This window comes from Enterovibrio makurazakiensis (genome assembly GCF_050336585.1).
In the GTDB taxonomy this organism is placed as follows: domain Bacteria; phylum Pseudomonadota; class Gammaproteobacteria; order Enterobacterales; family Vibrionaceae; genus Enterovibrio; species Enterovibrio gelatinilyticus.
This window is the reverse complement of sequence record NZ_JAKJSE010000027.1, coordinates 39,590-57,377: the sequence shown is the minus strand read 5'-3', so window position 1 is coordinate 57,377 and position 17,788 is coordinate 39,590. Positions and strand designations below refer to the sequence as shown.

Genomic DNA, 17,788 nt, shown 5'->3' with positions numbered 1-17,788 from the left:
ACTAAGATCTTCTCCTAGGCTCTTGCTCTTCCTCGGCCCTGCTCTTCCTAGAACCTACTCTTCATCCTTACCACGTCGACAACGCAGGAATAGCAATCAACGCGTCTTCAAACTGAACAACCACCTGCTGCGGTTCAATGCCACGAAGTAAAACACCGTCGGCCACAAACTCCCCTTCACGTGCCTCTTGCCCATTCACTTTAATCCAACGTGAACGCTCATTTGAAGCATAAATATGGGTTTGAAAATCCATCTTAGGCAGGCGATTCAGCATGTCATTCGACAACTCGGCAATAGACAACACATTGTTATCAGCGCGAGTTCTCTCTAACTTCGCTTCTAATGTTCGCGATTTATCACTGCTTAACGCACTTTCTACTTTCAGAGCCAGCTCAGGTGACAACGCAGACAAGTCGAGATCATCTAGCGAAATCTCATCTTGTTCTATCATCGACAGCGGGGATTTTACTGGTTTACCGCGAGAAGGCGTCGCATCTGTATTCGCACTCGCAGAGCCAGTTTCTAGTGATGGAGAAGAAGGGGCAATACCAATATTCACTACGCCTTCGTCGTTTTCAGGCTCTGGCAGTTGCTGTAACGCGACGTTAAACACTTCCTCGTCAGGCAACACAACAATGTCGCCATCTGCAATTAGCGCTTTCTCAGACGATGTCGCATCGATGCTTTTCATCAAGCTAGGCCCTGGCATTTCAAGCACCCTGTCTAACACCATAAAGGTGATAGGTCCTGGGATACCATCGGCATCCAGATCATTGTTTCGTTGAAACTCACGCACTTTACTGCGCTCTTTTAAACCAAACTGATTCGAAATCGGATCCGTGCTACCCAGTACCAGATTTAATCGCTGCTCCAGCCAGCGAACACGCTCGCCACGTTGCCCCGATTTAATGGCTGACGAATCCCCCAAAGGCGGACGCCATAAAATCAACGCGTCGCCATTCCACATTTGCTTAAGAAACGCTTCGCTAACCAATACACGCTGATCGCCTGCCAGCAACTCGTATTGTTGGTTGCCCTTACTGTACAGCACCGCAAACCATGAACTCCCTTCAGGGCCATTCATGCCGAGTACTGCAGGGCGGTCAATCGTCATTAACTGATCGAAGGGTAATTTGCTTTTGTAACAAGCAAGCTCGCCACGCACTTGTGAAGAACAGCCTGCTGCAAATACATCGGCGTCAAAGCCCCATAGCTTATAAAGCGACTGCATCGCAGATCCAGCACTCAAACTCTCAGCCACCAGCGACGAGAAAGAAACCGTTTCAGGGGTGTTTTTCACTGCAGACGTCGCAGCCACCGCACGGTTAGCTGCAGGCGCTTGGGTGGCCTCAGGCATTGGCGCTGTGGTTTTCATCGCATGATTTGCGGTATCAGCGGTCACCACGGGCTGCTCGACAGGCTGGGTCGAAACGACGGGGGCATTGATGGGTGTAGATACGTTCGCTACCTGCGGTGATACCGTCTCTGCGCCGCCACTTAGCCCAATGCGGATAGCAATAGCGAGCAATGCAGCCCCACCAATCGCCCCCGCATAATATGGCCAATAACGGCTGACAGAACGCTCTGATGCATCGCGAAAAGCAGGCTTACTTGCGTCTTGCCAATCCAGCACGTCTCGGCAGGCTTGCAAGGCGATATCTTTGTTTACGCGCTGCTTGGATTCTCTAAATGCTATCTTGAGCGATTGATCGCTCACCAAGTTAACTAATCGCGGGACACCGCCAGTTTCTTTGGCTATCACCTTTACCGCAGCGGTATCAAACAAGGGAACAAGGCCACCAGCGCAGCTAATTCTGTGCGTCATGTATTGATGCACTTCATCCGCCGTCAGTGGCATTAAGTGATAACGCGCGGTGATGCGCTGTGCTAACTGACGCAAATTCGGCTGACGCAGCATTTGTTGCAGTTCAGGCTGTCCGATCAAAATGACCTTCAACAGCTTGCGATAAGAGGTTTCAATATTGGTCAGCAACCGAAGCTGCTCCAACACATCAGGCATCAGATGTTGCGCTTCATCAACCAATAAGATGGTTTGAACCCCTTTGGACTCGTTATTAAACAACTTATCCGTAATGGCGTCATAGAGGCGCTTAAAGCTGTCATCTTCACGGTATTCAACACCGAGTTCGTCACACAACGTTTGCAACAATTCGAGCACAGAAACACTGGGGTTAAGAATGGTCGCAACCTGTGTTTTCTCAGGTAAACGCTCCAACATCGCTTTCATGGTCGTGGTTTTGCCCGTGCCCACTTCCCCTGTCAACAATGCCAAACCACCACCGTCTTCGATACCCGACAGCACATGGCTCAATGCCTCTTTGTGTCGTTCACTTAAGAAGTAGAATTTTGGATTTGGCACGATCGCAAAAGGCGATTCGGTAAGACGGAAAAAATCTTGATACATGAAGGTTCTCTGTGTTCTCAATCCTGTTTGATTGGCACGTCACGGTATCGCGCCACCCTAACCATGTAAAGGTTATCACTAGGTGTGACAGGTGAATCGAGTGCGGGTTCGCAGCTTTTGCACACTAATGCGATTATCAGCCATCACAATGGATTGGTTTGAGCTCGCCACACGGTTTATGATAATTACATTATTGCTTTAATATCGGATAGTCATGTGAATACCTACCTTGTTGGCGGCGCAGTAAGAGACAAATTGCTGGGGCTCAGTGTGACAGATAGAGACTGGGTAGTGGTGGGTGCCGATATCAACACCATGCTCAATGCGGGATACCAACAAGTCGGCGCAGATTTCCCTGTTTTCTTGCACCCTAAAACCCATGAAGAATATGCCCTTGCACGCACCGAGCGAAAATCAGGTGCTGGGTATACTGGCTTCGTCTGCGATTTCGCCCCCAATGTGACGCTGGAGGAAGATCTTGCTCGTCGCGATCTCACCATCAACGCCATTGCAGAGGCCGCTGATGGCACGCTGGTTGACCCTTATCACGGGCAAGGGGACCTCGAAAACCGAATACTGCGGCATGTGTCCCCCGCATTCGTTGAAGACCCTTTACGCGTACTCCGAGTGGCACGTTTCGCGGCGCGATTCCATCACCTTGGCTTTGTGGTTGCCGACGACACCATGGGCTTAATGCGCACCATCGCTGAAAGCGGTGAGCTGGATGCATTAACGCCCGAGCGCGTGTGGAAAGAATGGGAGAAGTCGCTACAAACTGCCAACCCAGACATCTTTCTTCGTGTCCTTCGTGACTGCGGCGCACTCGCTGTCGTGTTGCCAGAAATCGACGCCCTGTTTGGCGTGCCCCAACCCGAGCAATGGCATCCAGAAATTGATACCGGCATTCACACGCTAATGGTCGCCAAGCAAGCCGCCCAACTCACCGATGACCCTGTGATCCGCTTTGCCGCGCAAGTTCATGACCTCGGAAAAGCGCTTACACCACAAGAAGAATGGCCAAGCCACAAACTGCATACCAAACTTGGGCTAAAGCCTGTGAAAGCACTGTGCCAACGCATTCGTGTCCCCAATACTTACCGCGATGCGGGCTTACTGGTCTGTGCCGAGCACACCAATGTACACAATGCAGGCGAGCTAAAAGCGGCTACCTTCATCAAGATATTTGATCGCAATGATTGCTGGCGTAAACCAGAAAAAGTGCCACAACTAGCCATTGCCAGTGAAGCTGACCATCAAGGTCGAACAGGGTTTGAAACTCGCGCTTATCCGCAAGCGGCTTTACTAGAAGGCGCGTTTCACGCAGCGCTAAGCGTACAAGTGAAGCACATTGTGGCGGCGGGTTTTCAAGGGCCGCAGATCCGTGAAGAGTTAACGCGTCAGCGTATTGAAGCGGTGAAAGGCTTTCTGGCAGAGGCGAGGCCAGAAAAGCCGGAGTAATAATCAAGGTTCTAGGTTCTAGGCCCTAAAAGAACATTGTCCTCAAGTGATTAACTACCCTCAATGAGATACAAAAAAAAAGCGGCTTCTATTGAGAGCCGCTTTTTCTTTTCTAGGACCTAGGAACTAGGCCCTTCTTTTCCTGCTCTATCTGCGCTTAACACTTAGCGCGTAGCAAGAAACGCCATCAAGCCTAGACCCAGCGCAATGCGGTAAATCACAAACGGCTTCATGCCCATGGTAGTCACCAATTTCAAGAACCAGTGAATACAAATGTAAGCACTGACAAACGACACCGCCACACCCACCATGATAGGTGCCCACATCACAGGCACATCACTTTTCACAAGCCCTAGACCAAGGTAACTACCCGCCAGAACAATGATAGGAATCGACATCAGAAACGAGAAACGCGCCGCTGCTTCACGGGTGTAGCCCAAGTAAAGTGCCATGGTCATGGTTGCGCCAGAGCGTGAAGTGCCTGGAATCATTGCCAATGCTTGCGACAAGCCAATCAACAACGCTGATTTTGGTGTGGTTTTGTATTCATCAATTTCAGATTTTGCATTGTTGTCCACCCACCAAAGCAGAAGGCCAAACACAATACACGTCACCGCAATCACCCACGCCGAGCGCAGATAAATCTCAATGATGTCTTTCATGAACAAGCCAAAGATACAGGCAGGGATCGTCGCCAATGCAATCATCCACGCAAGGGTCGCATCAGATGAACGTTCACCTTTGAAGATCGAACGGAAAAATGCGCCCAGCAATTGAGTGACTTCTTTACGGAAGTAGCCGACAACAGCCAGCAATGTGCCAACGTGAACCGCCACATCAAAAGCAAGGCCTTGATCTTGCCAGCCGAGAATTTCCGAAGGAAGGATAAGGTGCGCAGAGCTAGAGACAGGAAGGAATTCTGTCAAGCCCTGAATTAAAGCCAGCGCAAAGGCTTCAAACATGCTCATAATGGTTGATCACTTAAGTTATTTATAAATAGGAATTAATCACAAAGAGAAATCAGTTACAGGCCAGAGAGGTTGCTCGTCACTGAAGGCATCCCAAGCTTGCTGATAAGTTTGCGAATCACCGGGGATCACTTGGTCAGGGCAAAGCTCTGCCAGCGGCCATAAGGTAAAGGCAAATTTATACACATCTTTTCTTGGTAGCACAGGGCCAGAAGGCTGAGAAAGATCGCCATATGTCAGCAGATCAATATCTAACGTACGATCACGGAACTTCACCGCATTACGCTCACGCCCCCAGCGAGACTCAATCTCTCGCAGCGCAGCCATTATACCTTCAAGGCTTAAATCCGTATGGAGTTCAACGACAAGGTTGTAGAAGTTCGGCCCATCAAAGCCAACCGGCACAGCTTCAAATATGCGAGAGCAACGGCAATTTGGATCGAGCTCCTTTAGCGCAGCGATCCCTTCCGTAATGTGGTGCTCACGTTCAATGTTTGAACCAACACTGACCAAAACCTGAATCACCGCGAGCCTCGCTCAATCACAACACCCACAGAGCGAGCTTGAGGCACAGCCCCCGGCTTAATGACTTTTACACGCACCCAAGGCACAGAGAATTGCGATTGAATCAGCGAGGCAATCTCTTCCGCGACACGCTCAACCAGCAGAAAACGTCCGTTTTCGACAAGGTCAAGAATCGCGCCGCTCACGGCTGAATAATCTAAGGCCAACGCAACGTCATCATTGATGGCTGCAGGTTGGTTGTCATGTGCCATTTCAATATCAAACACCAGTTTCTGTTTGATTTGCTGTTCCCAGTCATACACACCAATGGTGGTGATGACCTCTAGCTGGTCAATAAATACTAAATCCATGTTCACTCAAAAAATTCAGAGGTCGGATACCCATTATGCGCAAAAGCACGTAACATCGCTCCATCATCGCAAAAATTGCTGTGATGCATATACACAAAATTTCTATAAAATTGGATACTTTGTGTCTGGTGCGCGAACTATAGCAAGTTCTCACCGCCCTAGCGAATGTTCAACTGGATGAAAAAATGACCGCACTCGGAATGCTTATGATTGTTGCTGCTTACTTACTGGGTTCTATATCCAGCGCAGTACTGATCTGTCGGCTATACGGTCTTCCCGATCCACGAGAACAAGGCTCAGGAAACCCCGGCGCGACCAATGTGTTTCGTTTAGGCGGGCGATTAGCCGCCGCACTGGTCTTACTCTGTGACATGCTAAAAGGCACAATTCCGGTGTGGGCGAGTTACTTAATGGGCATCAACCCCTTTATGCTCGGTTTGATTGGTATCGCCGCCTGTCTTGGCCACATCTACCCCATATTCTTCCATTTTCGAGGCGGAAAAGGTGTCGCCACCGCCCTTGGTGCCATCGCACCTATCGGCTTAGACCTCACCGGCATGATGTTAGGCACATGGATAGCCACCCTATTGCTAACGGGCTACTCATCGCTTGGCGCACTCATGGCCTCCTTGTTTGCCCCACTCTTTACTTGGTTAGTGAAACCACAATTCACTATGCCAGTTGCCATGTTGTCTTGTCTTATCATCTTCCGTCATCAGGAAAACATTAAGCGACTCCTCAGCGGCTCAGAGCAAAAAGTGTGGAACAAAAAGAAAAGGTCTAACACAGAAGAAGAGCAGGAAGAACAAGAGGGATAGATCCTAGGAAGAGCAGTTCCTAGGGCCTAGAAAAAGAAAAAGCGGCTACTGATAACAGTGCCGCTTTCTACTACTTGGAGCGCCAGTATTGCTCTTGGCTTTTCCTAGGGCTAGCTCTAGCTCTTAACCTTCAACCGGCTTTAGCTGATCAATCGGCCAACGTGGGAATGCTTTCACACCCAAGTCATTATGTTCGCCGTTTTTCAAACGCTGCATACCGGCATATGCGATCATCGCGCCGTTATCCGTACAAAACTCAGTGCGAGGGTAATACACCTCACCGCCGATAGACGCCGCCAACGCTTCCAGTTTCAAACGCAAGAAACGGTTAGCACTTACACCACCAGCAATCACAATACGCTTCATGCCCGTTTGTTTAAGGGCACGTTTCACTTTGATCAAAAGCGTATCTACCACGGCATCTTCAAATGCACGAGCAATGTCCGCACGGGTTTGATCGTCATTATCGTTCGCAGCAATGGTGTTCGCCGTGAAAGTCTTCAGGCCAGAGAAACTCATGTCCAAGCCCGGCACCGTTGTCATCGGACGAGGGAAGGTAAAGCGCGAGCTATCGCCTTTCTCAGCCAGCTTAGACAGCAGAGGACCACCCGGATAATCAAGCCCCATCAGTTTCGCTGTTTTATCGAACGCTTCACCAGCAGCATCGTCAATGGATTCGCCAAGGATCTGATATTCACCGATCCCTTTCACTTCCACCAACAAAGTGTGTCCGCCAGACACCAACAAAGCGATAAACGGAAACGGAGGTGGGTTATCTTCCAGCATAGGCGCCAGCAAGTGCCCTTCCATATGGTGAACCGCAACCGCAGGCACATTCCACGCATACGCGAGGCTGCGACCAATCGTCGCGCCAACCAACAAAGCACCAACTAGGCCAGGGCCTGCCGTATATGCCACGCCGTCGAGATCTTCAGGGGTTAAACCCGCTTCTTCCAACGTCGCCTTGATCAGTGGAATCGTCTTCTTCACATGATCACGCGAAGCCAGTTCAGGTACTACTCCGCCGTAGTCAGCATGCACCGCTACTTGACTGTACAACTGATGCGCCAGCAGCCCTTTTTCATCATCATAAATCGCCACGCCAGTCTCGTCGCACGATGTCTCGATGCCTAGAATTCGCATAACACCTCAGCTCACTTCGTTGATATTCAATCTGTCGACTCAAAAACAGGCCGCAATATTACATGGGCACGATCAAATTCACCAGTTATGCTTTACAAGCACCCGCTTATCGGATTAGAATTCCGCACCATTTTTAATCAAAGCTGGTCATTTTGTCTCCAGCGATTAACGAACAACCCCTGAGGTGAAAGGCACATGCCAGTAGTTAAAGTACGTGAAAACGAACCATTCGACGTAGCACTGCGTCGCTTCAAGCGCTCTTGTGAAAAAGCAGGTATTCTTTCTGAAGTTCGCCGTCGTGAGCACTTCGAAAAGCCAACTACCGTTCGCAAACGCGCTAAGGCTGCCGCTGTTAAGCGTCACCTGAAGAAGCTGGCTCGCGAGAACGCTCGCCGCGTTCGCCTGTACTAATTACGATTAATACAGGAATTGTGATATGGAATTGATTGCTCGCATTAAGAGTGAACAAATTGTAGCGATGAAGGCGAAAGATAAACCTCGCCTTGGCACAATTCGCTTGATGATCTCTGCAATTAGACAGCAAGAAATCGACGGTCAGAAAACTCTGACTGACGAAGAATCGCTGGCAGTTATCGTTAAGATGGTTAAGCAACGTCGTGACTCTGTATCGCAATACCAGTCAGCGGGTCGTGATGACCTTGCTGATGTGGAACTGGCTGAAATCTCCGTTTTAGAAGAATTCATGCCGCAACCACTCAGCGACGACGAAGTGGACGCAATGGTAAAAGATGCCATTGCAGCCTCTGGTGCGAGCTCCATGCAAGACATGGGCAAAATCATGGCCATCCTGAAACCTCAAGTTCAGGGCCGTGCTGACATGGGTAAGATCAGCCAATTGGTTAAATCCAATCTGGCATAAGGTTTTTACCTAACCCTGCAAACAAGCCGTGCTATCCCGTAGGGAGTGCGCGGCTTGTTCGTATCTTTCCGTTAGTCATTCTTGTTCCTGTCTTCTAATTAGAAGATACTGAATACATTCACGTTTTTTCATTCAAAACACGCACGTAGGTTATGGCAGGAAAAATCCCACGCTCATTCATTGACGATCTGCTTGCCCGACTGGACATTGTCGAGCTCATAGATGCGCGGGTAAAACTTAAAAAGCAAGGCAAGAACTACGGTGCCTGCTGCCCTTTCCATAACGAAAAAACCCCCTCATTCACAGTGAGTCAGGAAAAACAGTTCTACCATTGCTTCGGCTGTGGCGTACACGGCAATGCCATCGATTTTGTGATGGAATTTGACCGGTTAGAATTTGTTGAAGCCATTGAAGAGCTAGCCTCACAGCTAGGTTTAGATGTACCTCGTGAACAGAGTGACGGTGGCGCCCCAAAAGGCCCCTATGCGCGGAGTGACCAAAAACGCGATCTGTACCAGATGATGGGACAGATAGCCCAGTTCTACCAAGGTGGACTGCGCAGCGAAGCGGGAACAACCGCTATCGATTACCTCAAAGGCCGCGGCCTATCAGGGGAAATCGTGCAAAAATTTGGTATTGGCTTTGTCGCCGACGAATGGGACCAAGTTCGCACACGTTTTGGCAAAGACAATACAAGTCAGCAAGCACTGGTATCAACAGGCATGCTGATCGAAAACGACAATGGGCGTCGCTATGACCGTTTCCGCGGTCGCGTCATGTTCCCCATTCGTGATCGACGAGGCCGAGTGATTGGCTTCGGTGGACGAGTATTAGGTGATGGCACTCCCAAATACCTCAACTCCCCAGAAACGCCTATTTTCCATAAAGGGCGAGAGTTATACGGACTTTACGAAGTGCTTCAAGCACACCGTGAACCCAAACAACTCCTGGTGGTCGAAGGATATATGGACGTGGTGGCGTTGGCACAATTTGATGTCGACTACGCCGTAGCTTCACTAGGTACAGCCACCACCGCAGAGCACATGCAAACCCTGTTTCGACAAACATCGAGCGTGGTTTGTTGCTATGACGGAGACCGTGCAGGGCGAGATGCCGCATGGCGCGCCATGGAACAAGCTCTGCCACATTTAGTTGACGGTCGCCAATTGAAATTCATGTTCTTGCCTGATGGCGAAGACCCGGATTCCATGGTGAGACAAGAAGGCAAAGAAGGGTTCGAACAACGTTTGGCTAGCGCCATGTCCTTGTCAGAATTTCTCTTTTCCACCCTAATGGGACAAGTAGACACCAGCAGTCAAGAAGGCAAAGCCAAATTGACCACGCTAGCGGTCCCCTTGATAGACAAAGTTCCCGGCGGCACATTGCGCCTATATTTACGGAACACCCTAGGGCAAAAGCTTGGCTTACCGGACGAACAGCAACTTGAAAAACTGATCAGCAGACAAGGGCAAGCACAAACACGCAAGCCTCTACCAGAAATGAAACGCACGCCTATGCGTGAAGTCATTACACTGTTATTACAGAATCCTGGGTTTGTTGAATCTGTCCCGCCGCTAGACGGCGTGGAAGAGCTGGGAATGCCCGGTTTAAATTTATTCACTACCATGCTTGAACTTTGCCGTCATCGTCCCAATATTACGACAGGACAGCTGCTCGAACATTGGCGTGGCTCAGATCAAGAAGCATTGTTAGCCAAATTGGCCAGTTGGGAACTTCCCATCAATGAAGACAATGCGTTAGATGTATTTTTAGACTCACTGGACAAAATATTGGCTCAGTGTGTCGCGCAACAAATAGACAAATTACAGGCTCGAGACAGAAGCATCGGCTTATCAGCCGAAGAGAGACGGGAACTATGGCAGTTACTTCAAAGCCGCCCCGACTAGAAAGTAGTCAAAACCTTAGTAATTTGCTAGAATTGGCGGTTTGCGTTTCCGCATACTAAATTCTTCACTCAGACCCGAAGTTGGATATCGTCTATGGATCAAAATCCGCAGTCACAGCTAAAGTTGCTTGTCGCAAAAGGTAAGGAACAAGGCTATCTAACCTATGCAGAAGTTAATGACCACCTACCAGAAGACATTGTCGATTCTGATCAGATAGAAGATATTATTCAGATGATCAACGACATGGGTATTCAGGTAGTGGAAACTGCTCCTGATGCCGATGAGCTGATGATGTCTGAAACTGTAGCTGACGAAGATGCCGTCGAAGCCGCAGCAGCAGCACTGTCTAGCGTTGAATCAGAAATCGGCCGTACAACTGACCCAGTGCGCATGTACATGCGTGAAATGGGTACGGTAGAACTGCTTACCCGTGAAGGCGAAATCGACATCGCCAAACGCATCGAAGATGGTATCAACCAAGTACAGGTTTCGGTTGCCGAATATCCTGGCTCAATTGCATCCCTTCTCGATCAATTCGACAAAGTTGAAGCTGAAGAGCTTCGTCTTACCGACATCATCTCAGGCTTTGTAGACCCAAGCCAAGAAGACATCGCACCAACAGCAACTCATATCGGCTCAGAGCTGACCAATGAGCAGCTAGAGGATGAAGACGATAAAAGCGATGATGACGACGACGAAGAAGAAGAAGACACCGGCATTGACCCGGAGCTAGCGCGTGAGAAGTTCAATGAACTTCGCGTGGCTTACGACACAATGCAAACGGCTATCAACAAAAACGGACGTTTCCACAAAGACACCGCAGAATCAGTTGCAGAACTGTCTGAAGTGTTCAAGCAATTCCGCTTGATACCGAAACAGTTCGATCGTCTGGTTAACGAAATGCGCTCCACCATGGACCGTGTTCGTACACAAGAGCGCCTTGTTATGCGCCTGTGTGTTGACCAAGCAAAAATGCCTAAGAAAACCTTCGTCCAACTCTTTGGCGGAAACGAATCTTCTGACAACTGGCTGGATGCAGCACTAGCGTCAGAAAAACCATTCGTTGACCGTCTAAAACTATACGAAGAAGATCTGCGTCGCTGCGTACAGAAGCTGAAAATCATCGAAGATGAAACCGGCCTGAACGTAGAACGCATCAAAGACATCAGCCGTCGCATGTCAATCGGTGAAGCGAAAGCACGCCGTGCGAAGAAAGAGATGGTTGAAGCGAACTTGCGTCTGGTTATTTCTATCGCGAAGAAATACACCAACCGTGGCCTGCAATTCTTGGATCTAATCCAAGAAGGTAACATCGGCCTAATGAAAGCGGTAGACAAGTTCGAATACCGTCGTGGTTACAAGTTCTCCACGTACGCAACATGGTGGATCCGTCAGGCAATCACCCGTTCAATCGCAGACCAGGCGCGTACAATTCGTATCCCTGTTCACATGATTGAAACCATCAACAAACTGAACCGTATCTCACGTCAGATGCTTCAGGAGATGGGCCGTGAGCCACTGCCAGAAGAATTGGCAGAGCGCATGCAAATGCCAGAAGACAAGATCCGCAAAGTGCTGAAGATCGCCAAAGAGCCAATCTCCATGGAAACACCGATCGGTGATGATGAAGATTCGCATCTAGGTGACTTTATCGAGGATACCACCCTCGAGCTGCCAATGGACTCAGCGACAATGAACAACCTCCGCATGGCAACCAGCGAAGTACTTGCTGGCCTAACGCCACGTGAAGCGAAAGTTCTGCGTATGCGCTTCGGTATCGACATGAATACCGACCACACGCTGGAAGAAGTCGGCAAACAGTTTGACGTAACGCGTGAGCGTATTCGTCAGATTGAAGCGAAAGCACTGCGTAAGTTGCGTCACCCAAGCCGCTCAGAAGTTCTGCGCAGCTTCCTGGACGAATAATCCACACGGGTTAAGCAACAAAAATGAGAAGGCGAGCACAGCTCGCCTTTTTCATATCCAAGAAATGGTTTAAGTGGCTAAAATCCATACTGATTAGGGTATGGTTGCGTCTAGACACCTCGCCCACCATCCCCTATAATCATTCGCCTACACGGCCCCTTAGCTCAGTGGTTAGAGCACTCGACTCATAATCGATTGGTCCCCAGTTCAAGTCTGGGAGGGGCCACCATATACAGCAAGGCCTGAGCGGTTAGTAACCACTCAGGCCTTTCGCGTTTTTAGAGCCGTTATAGCACCGTTATAGCAAAAACAACCATCAACTCTCATCACGTGCATCAATCAAAGATTCAGACATCAAGCTAAGCCCTAAAAACAAATCTCTTTTTCCTGTCTCGTTTTCATACGGCGGAAGACAATTAAGCGTGTATAAAACAGCTAAAATGCCTAAAATAGCTTTGCGGTATGACCTAGGAACAGATTTCCTCAATGATAAAATACGTAAAAGGCGACCTTTTTACCGATAGTGCTGATGCCCTTGTTAACACTGTAAACACCGTTGGTGTTATGGGAAAAGGACTCGCGTTTCAGTTCAAAAACATCTACCCAGACAACTTTGAAGCTTACAAATTAGCCTGTAAAGCTAAAGAGCTAAGAACAGGTAAGATGTTTGTTTTCGAAATAAAATCTTCTTCCCCATCGCGCTATGTAATCAACTTCCCAACAAAGGAGCATTGGCGCGGAAAGTCTAAGATTGAGTACATTGAGAATGGACTGCAAGACTTGGTGGTGGTAGCTCGTCAGTTAAGTTTAAAGTCAGTTGCCATTCCAGCACTTGGCGCTGGGTTAGGGGGGCTGCCATGGAGCCAAGTAGAACGACAAATTAAAGAAATACTGTCTAGCGAGAATAGTGTTGAGTGGAGGATCTATTCGCCTACGGGAGAGTGCAAAGCACAAGAAAAATCCCAAATGACAACAGGTAGGGCTATTTTACTGCACGCAATAGACTCATATATTAGGACAACAAAAAAAGGAAAGGCTTCTGAGTTGGAAGTTCAGGCCTTTGTATTTATGCTTTCACGTAAAGGCATCAAATTAGAGGGGCTAATTTTCGATCAGTTCAGAGACACACCTTACTCTGAAGTCCTCCACAGCTACCTAAAAAAAGTAGATGGTGAGTTTTTATATCTCTCTGGAGCTAGCAACTCTCCAAACAAGACCCTAATAACTATTGAGAAGAAAAGCTTTATAGACTTGAAGCCGTATGTAGATAAAAAGCCAGAATACAAAAACATTATCAAAAATAGCTTGGCGGCATTGTCTGGATATGAAGGTCAGGAAGGGTTAGCTTTGCTCTCTACATCACTTTGGTTGGCAAATAAGCAATCAGAACTCGGATCAAATTACTCTGATGAGCAACTAGCTGATCTAATTCTAGATAACATGCCGAATGCACGAGCATATTCCAAAGGAATGGTTAAAGGAGCCATCAAGCGACTTAGTGAGGACAATTGGCTCCTATGACTCCTTAGTTAGGCTGTAGCAGCGCGTCTAGAGACGAACATGTTTGGATTGTGGTTCACGTAGAATCTCAGTCCAAGCGCATTTCTCAAGCGTTCTACACGCTCTTTTGCCTCTTGTGTTTCAACAACGATTGAGTTGAAATGCTTAGCTTCAACTGCCTTCAAAGATAGACACTCGGCCATGCAAACACGCTTAGATTCAGGATTGTTCTTATAGTCCCTCTGATCCATCAATTTCCAGTCAATTGCCTCCATACCTTCATCATATGACTTAATGTCAAATCCACCGATAGCTAAAGGGTGACGAGGGGAGATAACCCAACCGTCCTCACGAGCAAATTCACGATTGATAGTGATATAGACAAACTCTGCATCAGGGTTGTTTAAGCGCACTCTCCCATCAAATGGATTTTTCACAAAGAAATGAAATGGAACCATTTTGTCTAAATCATGCGCCTCTCTACCTTCGAGAATGTCTCGGTCAGCAACATCTGAAAAGTCAGCCAATCCGTCTCGGGGCAGCAGCCCCTTCGAGAGAATATTTTCTACATTTTCAATCGCTGTAAGGTGGTACAGCAATTTTTGGTCTCTTATTGTCATAGATACAGGTGTCTTGATTAGTTAACATCAAGTGAACGTTATACCTAAAAAACCTAAAAGAAAATGATAACTATCAATTAATCTAGGTATGCTTCAGCACTAGCAATTCACATCAAAATACAGTTATTCACAGAACTCCAAGTAAAAGCACATTTGCCACTAGGACAAATGCCACTCGTTGACGCGGGTAATGATGGTTTTCCCGCCTGCTGAGATACCTTTGAGTACCTTTAAAAGCTCCTCGTCGCTGTACATGGAGCTTTTTACCTCTCCCGTCGCGTAATCCACGCTGAGTTCGTAATGCGGCGCTATGGCTTGTTCTGTGCGCTTACAGAACACACCGCCCATTAATGCCGTGTAGGATTTCCAACAGCCGCTATCCGCCGCGTCATGGATTTCAGTGACTAATTTACTTTCGCCCATCATCTCTTTCAGGCGGCGCAGTTCGCGCCAAACAGTGACCGAACAACCGCCGAGTTGTTGAAACTGGCGAATGCTCCAACAAGCCGCCCATGCTTCTACCCTTGCCGCAGCGCATTTAGGGTCTTCACCGTAAACGCCTGATTCAAGGTTTTCGCCGTCAATGTTCTTTGAAATGTATTTAGCGATGTAACCCGTTGCTGAACCCTTACTAGGGTCAATCTTCACTTCGGTGAAACGGTGTCGATCTGCACCAGCTTCGTCGCCATCTTCGCGCAAGTTGTATTCACGCATGGTATCTATCAACACGTCATAATGCCTTGGCTCAACGAACAACAGTAAGTGCCAATGCGGTGTGCCGTCGTGTTGCGGCTCTACGACGCGAAAACCATAGAAACGCACCTCTTCACGTTGAAGTTTGGCGCGAATGAGTTTCCAAATGTCGTTTAGGTAGGTTTGCGCTTCGGCGGGTGTGTAACCGCCCCACTTTGGGTTTTCATCGCCCGTGGTGGCGTAACTTCGGTGATACTTTGAGGGGCAAGTCAGGGTTAAAAATGTCGCTGAATGGCCTAGTTCGTTGGCAAGATCTTCAAAACCACGTGCTCGAACCATCAATTCCATTTTGCGGATTTTCGGATCAGACACGCCCTTTTGTGAAAGCTCCAACAGGCTAAAGCTTTGGCCTAGTTGGTTCGTGGCTATCGTGTTCTCAAGATAACGTGCTTGGTGAAACTTTTGAGCGGTTCTGGCATCAAGCGTTTCGTCAGAACAGTAGATCGCTTTCACACGGCTGACTTGGTTCAAATGGCGCATCACGGTTTCAATGTTCTTTCGCAATGCCTTGCGGAGTTTACGCAGCCACCATGATTTATCAGAAAGCCTTCTTAGCCTCCCCTCTAACGTGTATTTTTCTTCATCTGGCGGCTCAAAGCCAAAGCTCAGGCAAAGCGCGTGAAGGGCACTAATCGTTTCGTCTTCTGCACCATACAAAGTGCGACGGATAGATAACGCAGCATCAACCAGCGCTTCGGCTTCTTCGCGCAGTTCGTCTTCTGAAATATTGAGGTTGAGCTTTTCAGGGGAAACGGTCAGCTTCGAAACAAGGCTATCAACGGTTTCACGAAGGTCAGTGTTTCGGGTGAAAGCATCTGAAATGGCGATATAGCGCTTAAAGAGAATGCGTTGCGCTTTCGGTGGCAAACGGCAAAGCCGTTCCTCCACGAACGGCCTGTCGAATCGATCCAGTGTTTCGTATTCTTCCTCAGTGATTGGAGACATCAACCGCCCTCCCTTTCTGAGTCAGTTCAAACACATCTCGCTTAATGCCATAAGGGAAAATGGTTCTGTAGGTGATCAGCCCTTCTCGATACAGTTTCAGCACGGTACGAGGGTTCAATTTAATGTCGAAGCCTTTAGAGCCAACGTAACCCGTATTATTCACGCGGTAATCAGCACAAAGCTCAAACCAATGCCCATCTTGCATGGCTTTAATGATGCTAACTAAGTATGGATTTAACTTAAGCATGCACACCCCCATCACATACGAGTTGGGTGTATTTACGTTGGTTATCGAGCCATTGGTCGAGGTCTTCTTTGAGGTAACGCACCGCACGACCGATTTTGATAAACGGTGGCGCTTCGGTGCGATTCTGGCGGTGGCCTTCCATGCGTGATTGACGCAGAAAGGAACGGCTCATGCCGATATAGGCGGAGGTTTCTTGCTCTGTGTATGCGCGTTTTTGGGTGTTGTCTGATTGCATTTGGGTATCTCCTGATGTGTGTTAGGAGATACCGTAAGCGTCCCAATTGGCTTGGGACTCTGGTTGGGACGCTAGCTGGGACTGTTTCTATTTTTAGCTATGTTTTGCCGCCGTCACGTAGTTTTTGAAGGTTTTGTACTTCAAGGTTCTAACCGTGTCTTCCTGCCCGAACCATTCAATTTCATCGTTGTTCATTTCACTAATAATACTGTCTACATCTATCTCTCTTACTTCAGACTGATGATCTCGTTTTATCGCATTCCAAATGGTTCGCGTATCAACGGTAGCGTTTCCGAGCAGTACACGATTAATCATGATTTTGATGGGGTGTGTCTCGACATCACTCGTATCAACAATTTTTTGGCTTTGAAGCCCGTCTTTAGTGGTTTCTAAACCAAATACCTTGTTGACCTCTTCTAGGTCAAAACGAAGATCAGTCTTATTGACCCGAGTACGTACAGTGCCTAGCTGTTTTTCTTTCATGCCAACAAAAGCATTACTCAGCATCTCTAACGCGCCAAGAAATCCCTCCCCTTTATCCTCTTTCTCAACCTCCTTTTTTACTGCCTTTTCTAATCCGCTAGGCATTTCCACAACGCCACCGACTGCAAAAAATGGCGTTGTAGGTAGTTTGGGGAGAGGAGCAACATTGGCAACATAGAAACCACTGGTTTTCGCTGATGGGAAAACGTCACTCACAAGACGCCAGTTTTTAGTATGTTCAGGCTGTGCAATGAGAACCTTGTCCAAATCAATTTTTGGTTCGACGATTGCGCGTTGGGAGTCATTTTTTGACAGTACAATAACGCCATCATAATCAAAGATGTCACCAAGTACCTTTTTGAACCCGTCGTTAGCTTTCGAGTAACAGTAAGCCAAACCTTTAGTGTTGACCTTAGCGAAGAGCAGAAGCTGACGTTGCTCTACCGCATAGAGCAAATCACCTTTGGTTAATGGCGTGACATCTGAGATTTCATCTAAGCGGTAAAAGCGTCTTTTCAGCATCCGTGCCTACTTCCTATCCAGTTTTCTAACCTATAGGTTAAACAAACCGAACAGGCTTGATCAATACGTTCGGTTAGAAGCCG

At 48.1% G+C, this 17,788-nt stretch carries 16 protein-coding genes, 1 tRNA gene and 1 pseudogene; 8 read left to right on the top strand and 10 right to left on the bottom strand.

The window, feature by feature from the left end:
- Window positions 1-67: 67 nt before the first annotated feature.
- Window positions 68-2,425: an AAA family ATPase gene (locus tag L4D06_RS19835; RefSeq protein ID WP_429740869.1), complete on the bottom strand. Its 2,358-nt coding sequence runs from the start codon at window positions 2,423-2,425 to the stop codon at window positions 68-70.
- A 216-nt stretch (window positions 2,426-2,641) separates the two neighbouring features.
- Here L4D06_RS19835 and L4D06_RS19830 point away from each other — a divergent pair, with 216 nt between their 5' ends.
- Window positions 2,642-3,883: a multifunctional CCA addition/repair protein gene (locus L4D06_RS19830; protein WP_429740867.1), complete on the top strand. Its 1,242-nt coding sequence runs from the start codon at window positions 2,642-2,644 to the stop codon at window positions 3,881-3,883.
- Window positions 3,884-4,047: 164 nt separating this feature from the next.
- Here L4D06_RS19830 and L4D06_RS19825 read toward each other — a convergent pair whose 3' ends face one another.
- The 3 genes from L4D06_RS19825 to folB are packed head-to-tail and all read right to left on the bottom strand — an operon-like array spanning window position 4,048 to window position 5,732.
- Complete coding sequence (locus tag L4D06_RS19825) at window positions 4,048-4,851, bottom strand: undecaprenyl-diphosphate phosphatase (RefSeq protein WP_274164784.1); 804 nt, start codon at window positions 4,849-4,851, stop codon at window positions 4,048-4,050.
- Window positions 4,852-4,890: 39 nt separating this feature from the next.
- Entirely contained in the window at window positions 4,891-5,376 is a 486-nt protein-coding gene (gene folK, locus L4D06_RS19820) for a 2-amino-4-hydroxy-6-hydroxymethyldihydropteridine diphosphokinase (RefSeq protein ID WP_429740865.1), read from the bottom strand.
- A complete protein-coding gene (gene folB / locus L4D06_RS19815; RefSeq protein ID WP_274164782.1) occupies window positions 5,373-5,732 on the bottom strand; it encodes a dihydroneopterin aldolase in 360 nt (119 codons plus the stop codon). The genes folK and folB overlap by 4 nt, the downstream gene beginning before the upstream one ends.
- A 179-nt stretch (window positions 5,733-5,911) precedes the next feature.
- Between folB and plsY the strand changes: the two genes are divergently transcribed.
- A complete protein-coding gene (gene plsY, locus L4D06_RS19810; RefSeq protein ID WP_274164781.1) occupies window positions 5,912-6,544 on the top strand; it encodes a glycerol-3-phosphate 1-O-acyltransferase PlsY in 633 nt (210 codons plus the stop codon).
- 123 nt (window positions 6,545-6,667) lie between these two features.
- Here the strand turns inward: plsY and tsaD are convergent, their stop codons facing one another.
- On the bottom strand, window positions 6,668-7,687 hold the full coding sequence (gene tsaD / locus L4D06_RS19805; protein WP_274164780.1) for a tRNA (adenosine(37)-N6)-threonylcarbamoyltransferase complex transferase subunit TsaD: 1,020 nt from the start codon (window positions 7,685-7,687) through the stop codon (window positions 6,668-6,670).
- A 195-nt stretch (window positions 7,688-7,882) separates the two neighbouring features.
- On the opposite strand from tsaD, the gene rpsU reads away from it, so the two are divergent.
- From rpsU to darG, 6 genes and pseudogenes are all read left to right on the top strand, one after another.
- Window positions 7,883-8,098 carry a 30S ribosomal protein S21 gene (gene rpsU, locus L4D06_RS19800; protein WP_002537656.1) on the top strand — a complete coding sequence of 72 codons (216 nt, stop codon included), beginning with the start codon at window positions 7,883-7,885 and terminating at the stop codon, window positions 8,096-8,098.
- A 25-nt stretch (window positions 8,099-8,123) separates the two neighbouring features.
- The gene (locus L4D06_RS19795; protein WP_274164779.1) at window positions 8,124-8,567 is read left to right on the top strand and encodes a GatB/YqeY domain-containing protein; all 444 of its coding nucleotides are present in this window, start codon (window positions 8,124-8,126) and stop codon (window positions 8,565-8,567) included.
- Window positions 8,568-8,719: 152 nt separating this feature from the next.
- Complete coding sequence (dnaG, locus tag L4D06_RS19790) at window positions 8,720-10,474, top strand: DNA primase (RefSeq protein ID WP_429740861.1); 1,755 nt, start codon at window positions 8,720-8,722, stop codon at window positions 10,472-10,474.
- 81 nt (window positions 10,475-10,555) lie between these two features.
- A pseudogene (rpoD, locus tag L4D06_RS19785) lies at window positions 10,556-12,400 on the top strand (RNA polymerase sigma factor RpoD); the annotation flags it as partial.
- 153 nt (window positions 12,401-12,553) lie between these two features.
- Window positions 12,554-12,629 (top strand) — tRNA-Ile (locus tag L4D06_RS19780).
- 257 nt (window positions 12,630-12,886) lie between these two features.
- Window positions 12,887-13,921 carry a type II toxin-antitoxin system antitoxin DNA ADP-ribosyl glycohydrolase DarG gene (darG, locus tag L4D06_RS19775; protein ID WP_429740859.1) on the top strand — a complete coding sequence of 345 codons (1,035 nt, stop codon included), beginning with the start codon at window positions 12,887-12,889 and terminating at the stop codon, window positions 13,919-13,921.
- A gap of 8 nt (window positions 13,922-13,929) precedes the next feature.
- On the opposite strand, the gene L4D06_RS19770 is transcribed toward darG, so the two are convergent.
- The 5 genes from L4D06_RS19770 to L4D06_RS19750 all read right to left on the bottom strand — a co-directional run bounded on the left by L4D06_RS19770 (window position 13,930) and on the right by L4D06_RS19750 (window position 17,705).
- A complete protein-coding gene (locus L4D06_RS19770) occupies window positions 13,930-14,520 on the bottom strand; it encodes a DarT ssDNA thymidine ADP-ribosyltransferase family protein (RefSeq protein WP_429740857.1) in 591 nt (196 codons plus the stop codon).
- Between the two features lie 159 nt (window positions 14,521-14,679).
- On the bottom strand, window positions 14,680-16,218 hold the full coding sequence (locus L4D06_RS19765) for a replication endonuclease (protein WP_429740855.1): 1,539 nt from the start codon (window positions 16,216-16,218) through the stop codon (window positions 14,680-14,682).
- Window positions 16,202-16,465, bottom strand: a complete 264-nt coding sequence (locus L4D06_RS19760; protein WP_429740853.1) for a hypothetical protein — start codon at window positions 16,463-16,465, stop codon at window positions 16,202-16,204. The genes L4D06_RS19765 and L4D06_RS19760 overlap by 17 nt, the downstream gene beginning before the upstream one ends.
- Window positions 16,458-16,700 (bottom strand): helix-turn-helix transcriptional regulator, encoded by a 243-nt coding sequence (locus tag L4D06_RS19755; protein ID WP_371732881.1) that lies wholly within the window; start codon window positions 16,698-16,700, stop codon window positions 16,458-16,460. Before L4D06_RS19755 ends, L4D06_RS19760 begins: the two co-directional genes overlap by 8 nt.
- 93 nt (window positions 16,701-16,793) lie before the next feature.
- A complete protein-coding gene (locus L4D06_RS19750; RefSeq protein WP_429740851.1) occupies window positions 16,794-17,705 on the bottom strand; it encodes a hypothetical protein in 912 nt (303 codons plus the stop codon).
- Window positions 17,706-17,788 lie beyond the last annotated feature (83 nt).

Bases quoted from the DNA above. Each gene is read 5' to 3' on its own strand.
- L4D06_RS19835 (WP_429740869.1), bottom strand. From the start codon at position 2,425: ATGTATCAAGATTTTTTCCGTCTTACCGAATCGCCTTTTGCGATCGTG.
- L4D06_RS19825 (WP_274164784.1), bottom strand. From the start codon at position 4,851: ATGAGCATGTTTGAAGCCTTTGCGCTGGCTTTAATTCAGGGCTTGACA.
- plsY (WP_274164781.1), top strand. From the start codon at position 5,912: ATGACCGCACTCGGAATGCTTATGATTGTTGCTGCTTACTTACTGGGT.
- tsaD (WP_274164780.1), bottom strand. From the start codon at position 7,687: ATGCGAATTCTAGGCATCGAGACATCGTGCGACGAGACTGGCGTGGCG.
- rpsU (WP_002537656.1), top strand. From the start codon at position 7,883: ATGCCAGTAGTTAAAGTACGTGAAAACGAACCATTCGACGTAGCACTG.
- L4D06_RS19795 (WP_274164779.1), top strand. From the start codon at position 8,124: ATGGAATTGATTGCTCGCATTAAGAGTGAACAAATTGTAGCGATGAAG.
- dnaG (WP_429740861.1), top strand. From the start codon at position 8,720: ATGGCAGGAAAAATCCCACGCTCATTCATTGACGATCTGCTTGCCCGA.
- darG (WP_429740859.1), top strand. From the start codon at position 12,887: ATGATAAAATACGTAAAAGGCGACCTTTTTACCGATAGTGCTGATGCC.
- L4D06_RS19770 (WP_429740857.1), bottom strand. From the start codon at position 14,520: ATGACAATAAGAGACCAAAAATTGCTGTACCACCTTACAGCGATTGAA.
- L4D06_RS19765 (WP_429740855.1), bottom strand. From the start codon at position 16,218: ATGTCTCCAATCACTGAGGAAGAATACGAAACACTGGATCGATTCGAC.
- L4D06_RS19760 (WP_429740853.1), bottom strand. From the start codon at position 16,465: ATGCTTAAGTTAAATCCATACTTAGTTAGCATCATTAAAGCCATGCAA.
- L4D06_RS19755 (WP_371732881.1), bottom strand. From the start codon at position 16,700: ATGCAATCAGACAACACCCAAAAACGCGCATACACAGAGCAAGAAACC.
- L4D06_RS19750 (WP_429740851.1), bottom strand. From the start codon at position 17,705: ATGCTGAAAAGACGCTTTTACCGCTTAGATGAAATCTCAGATGTCACG.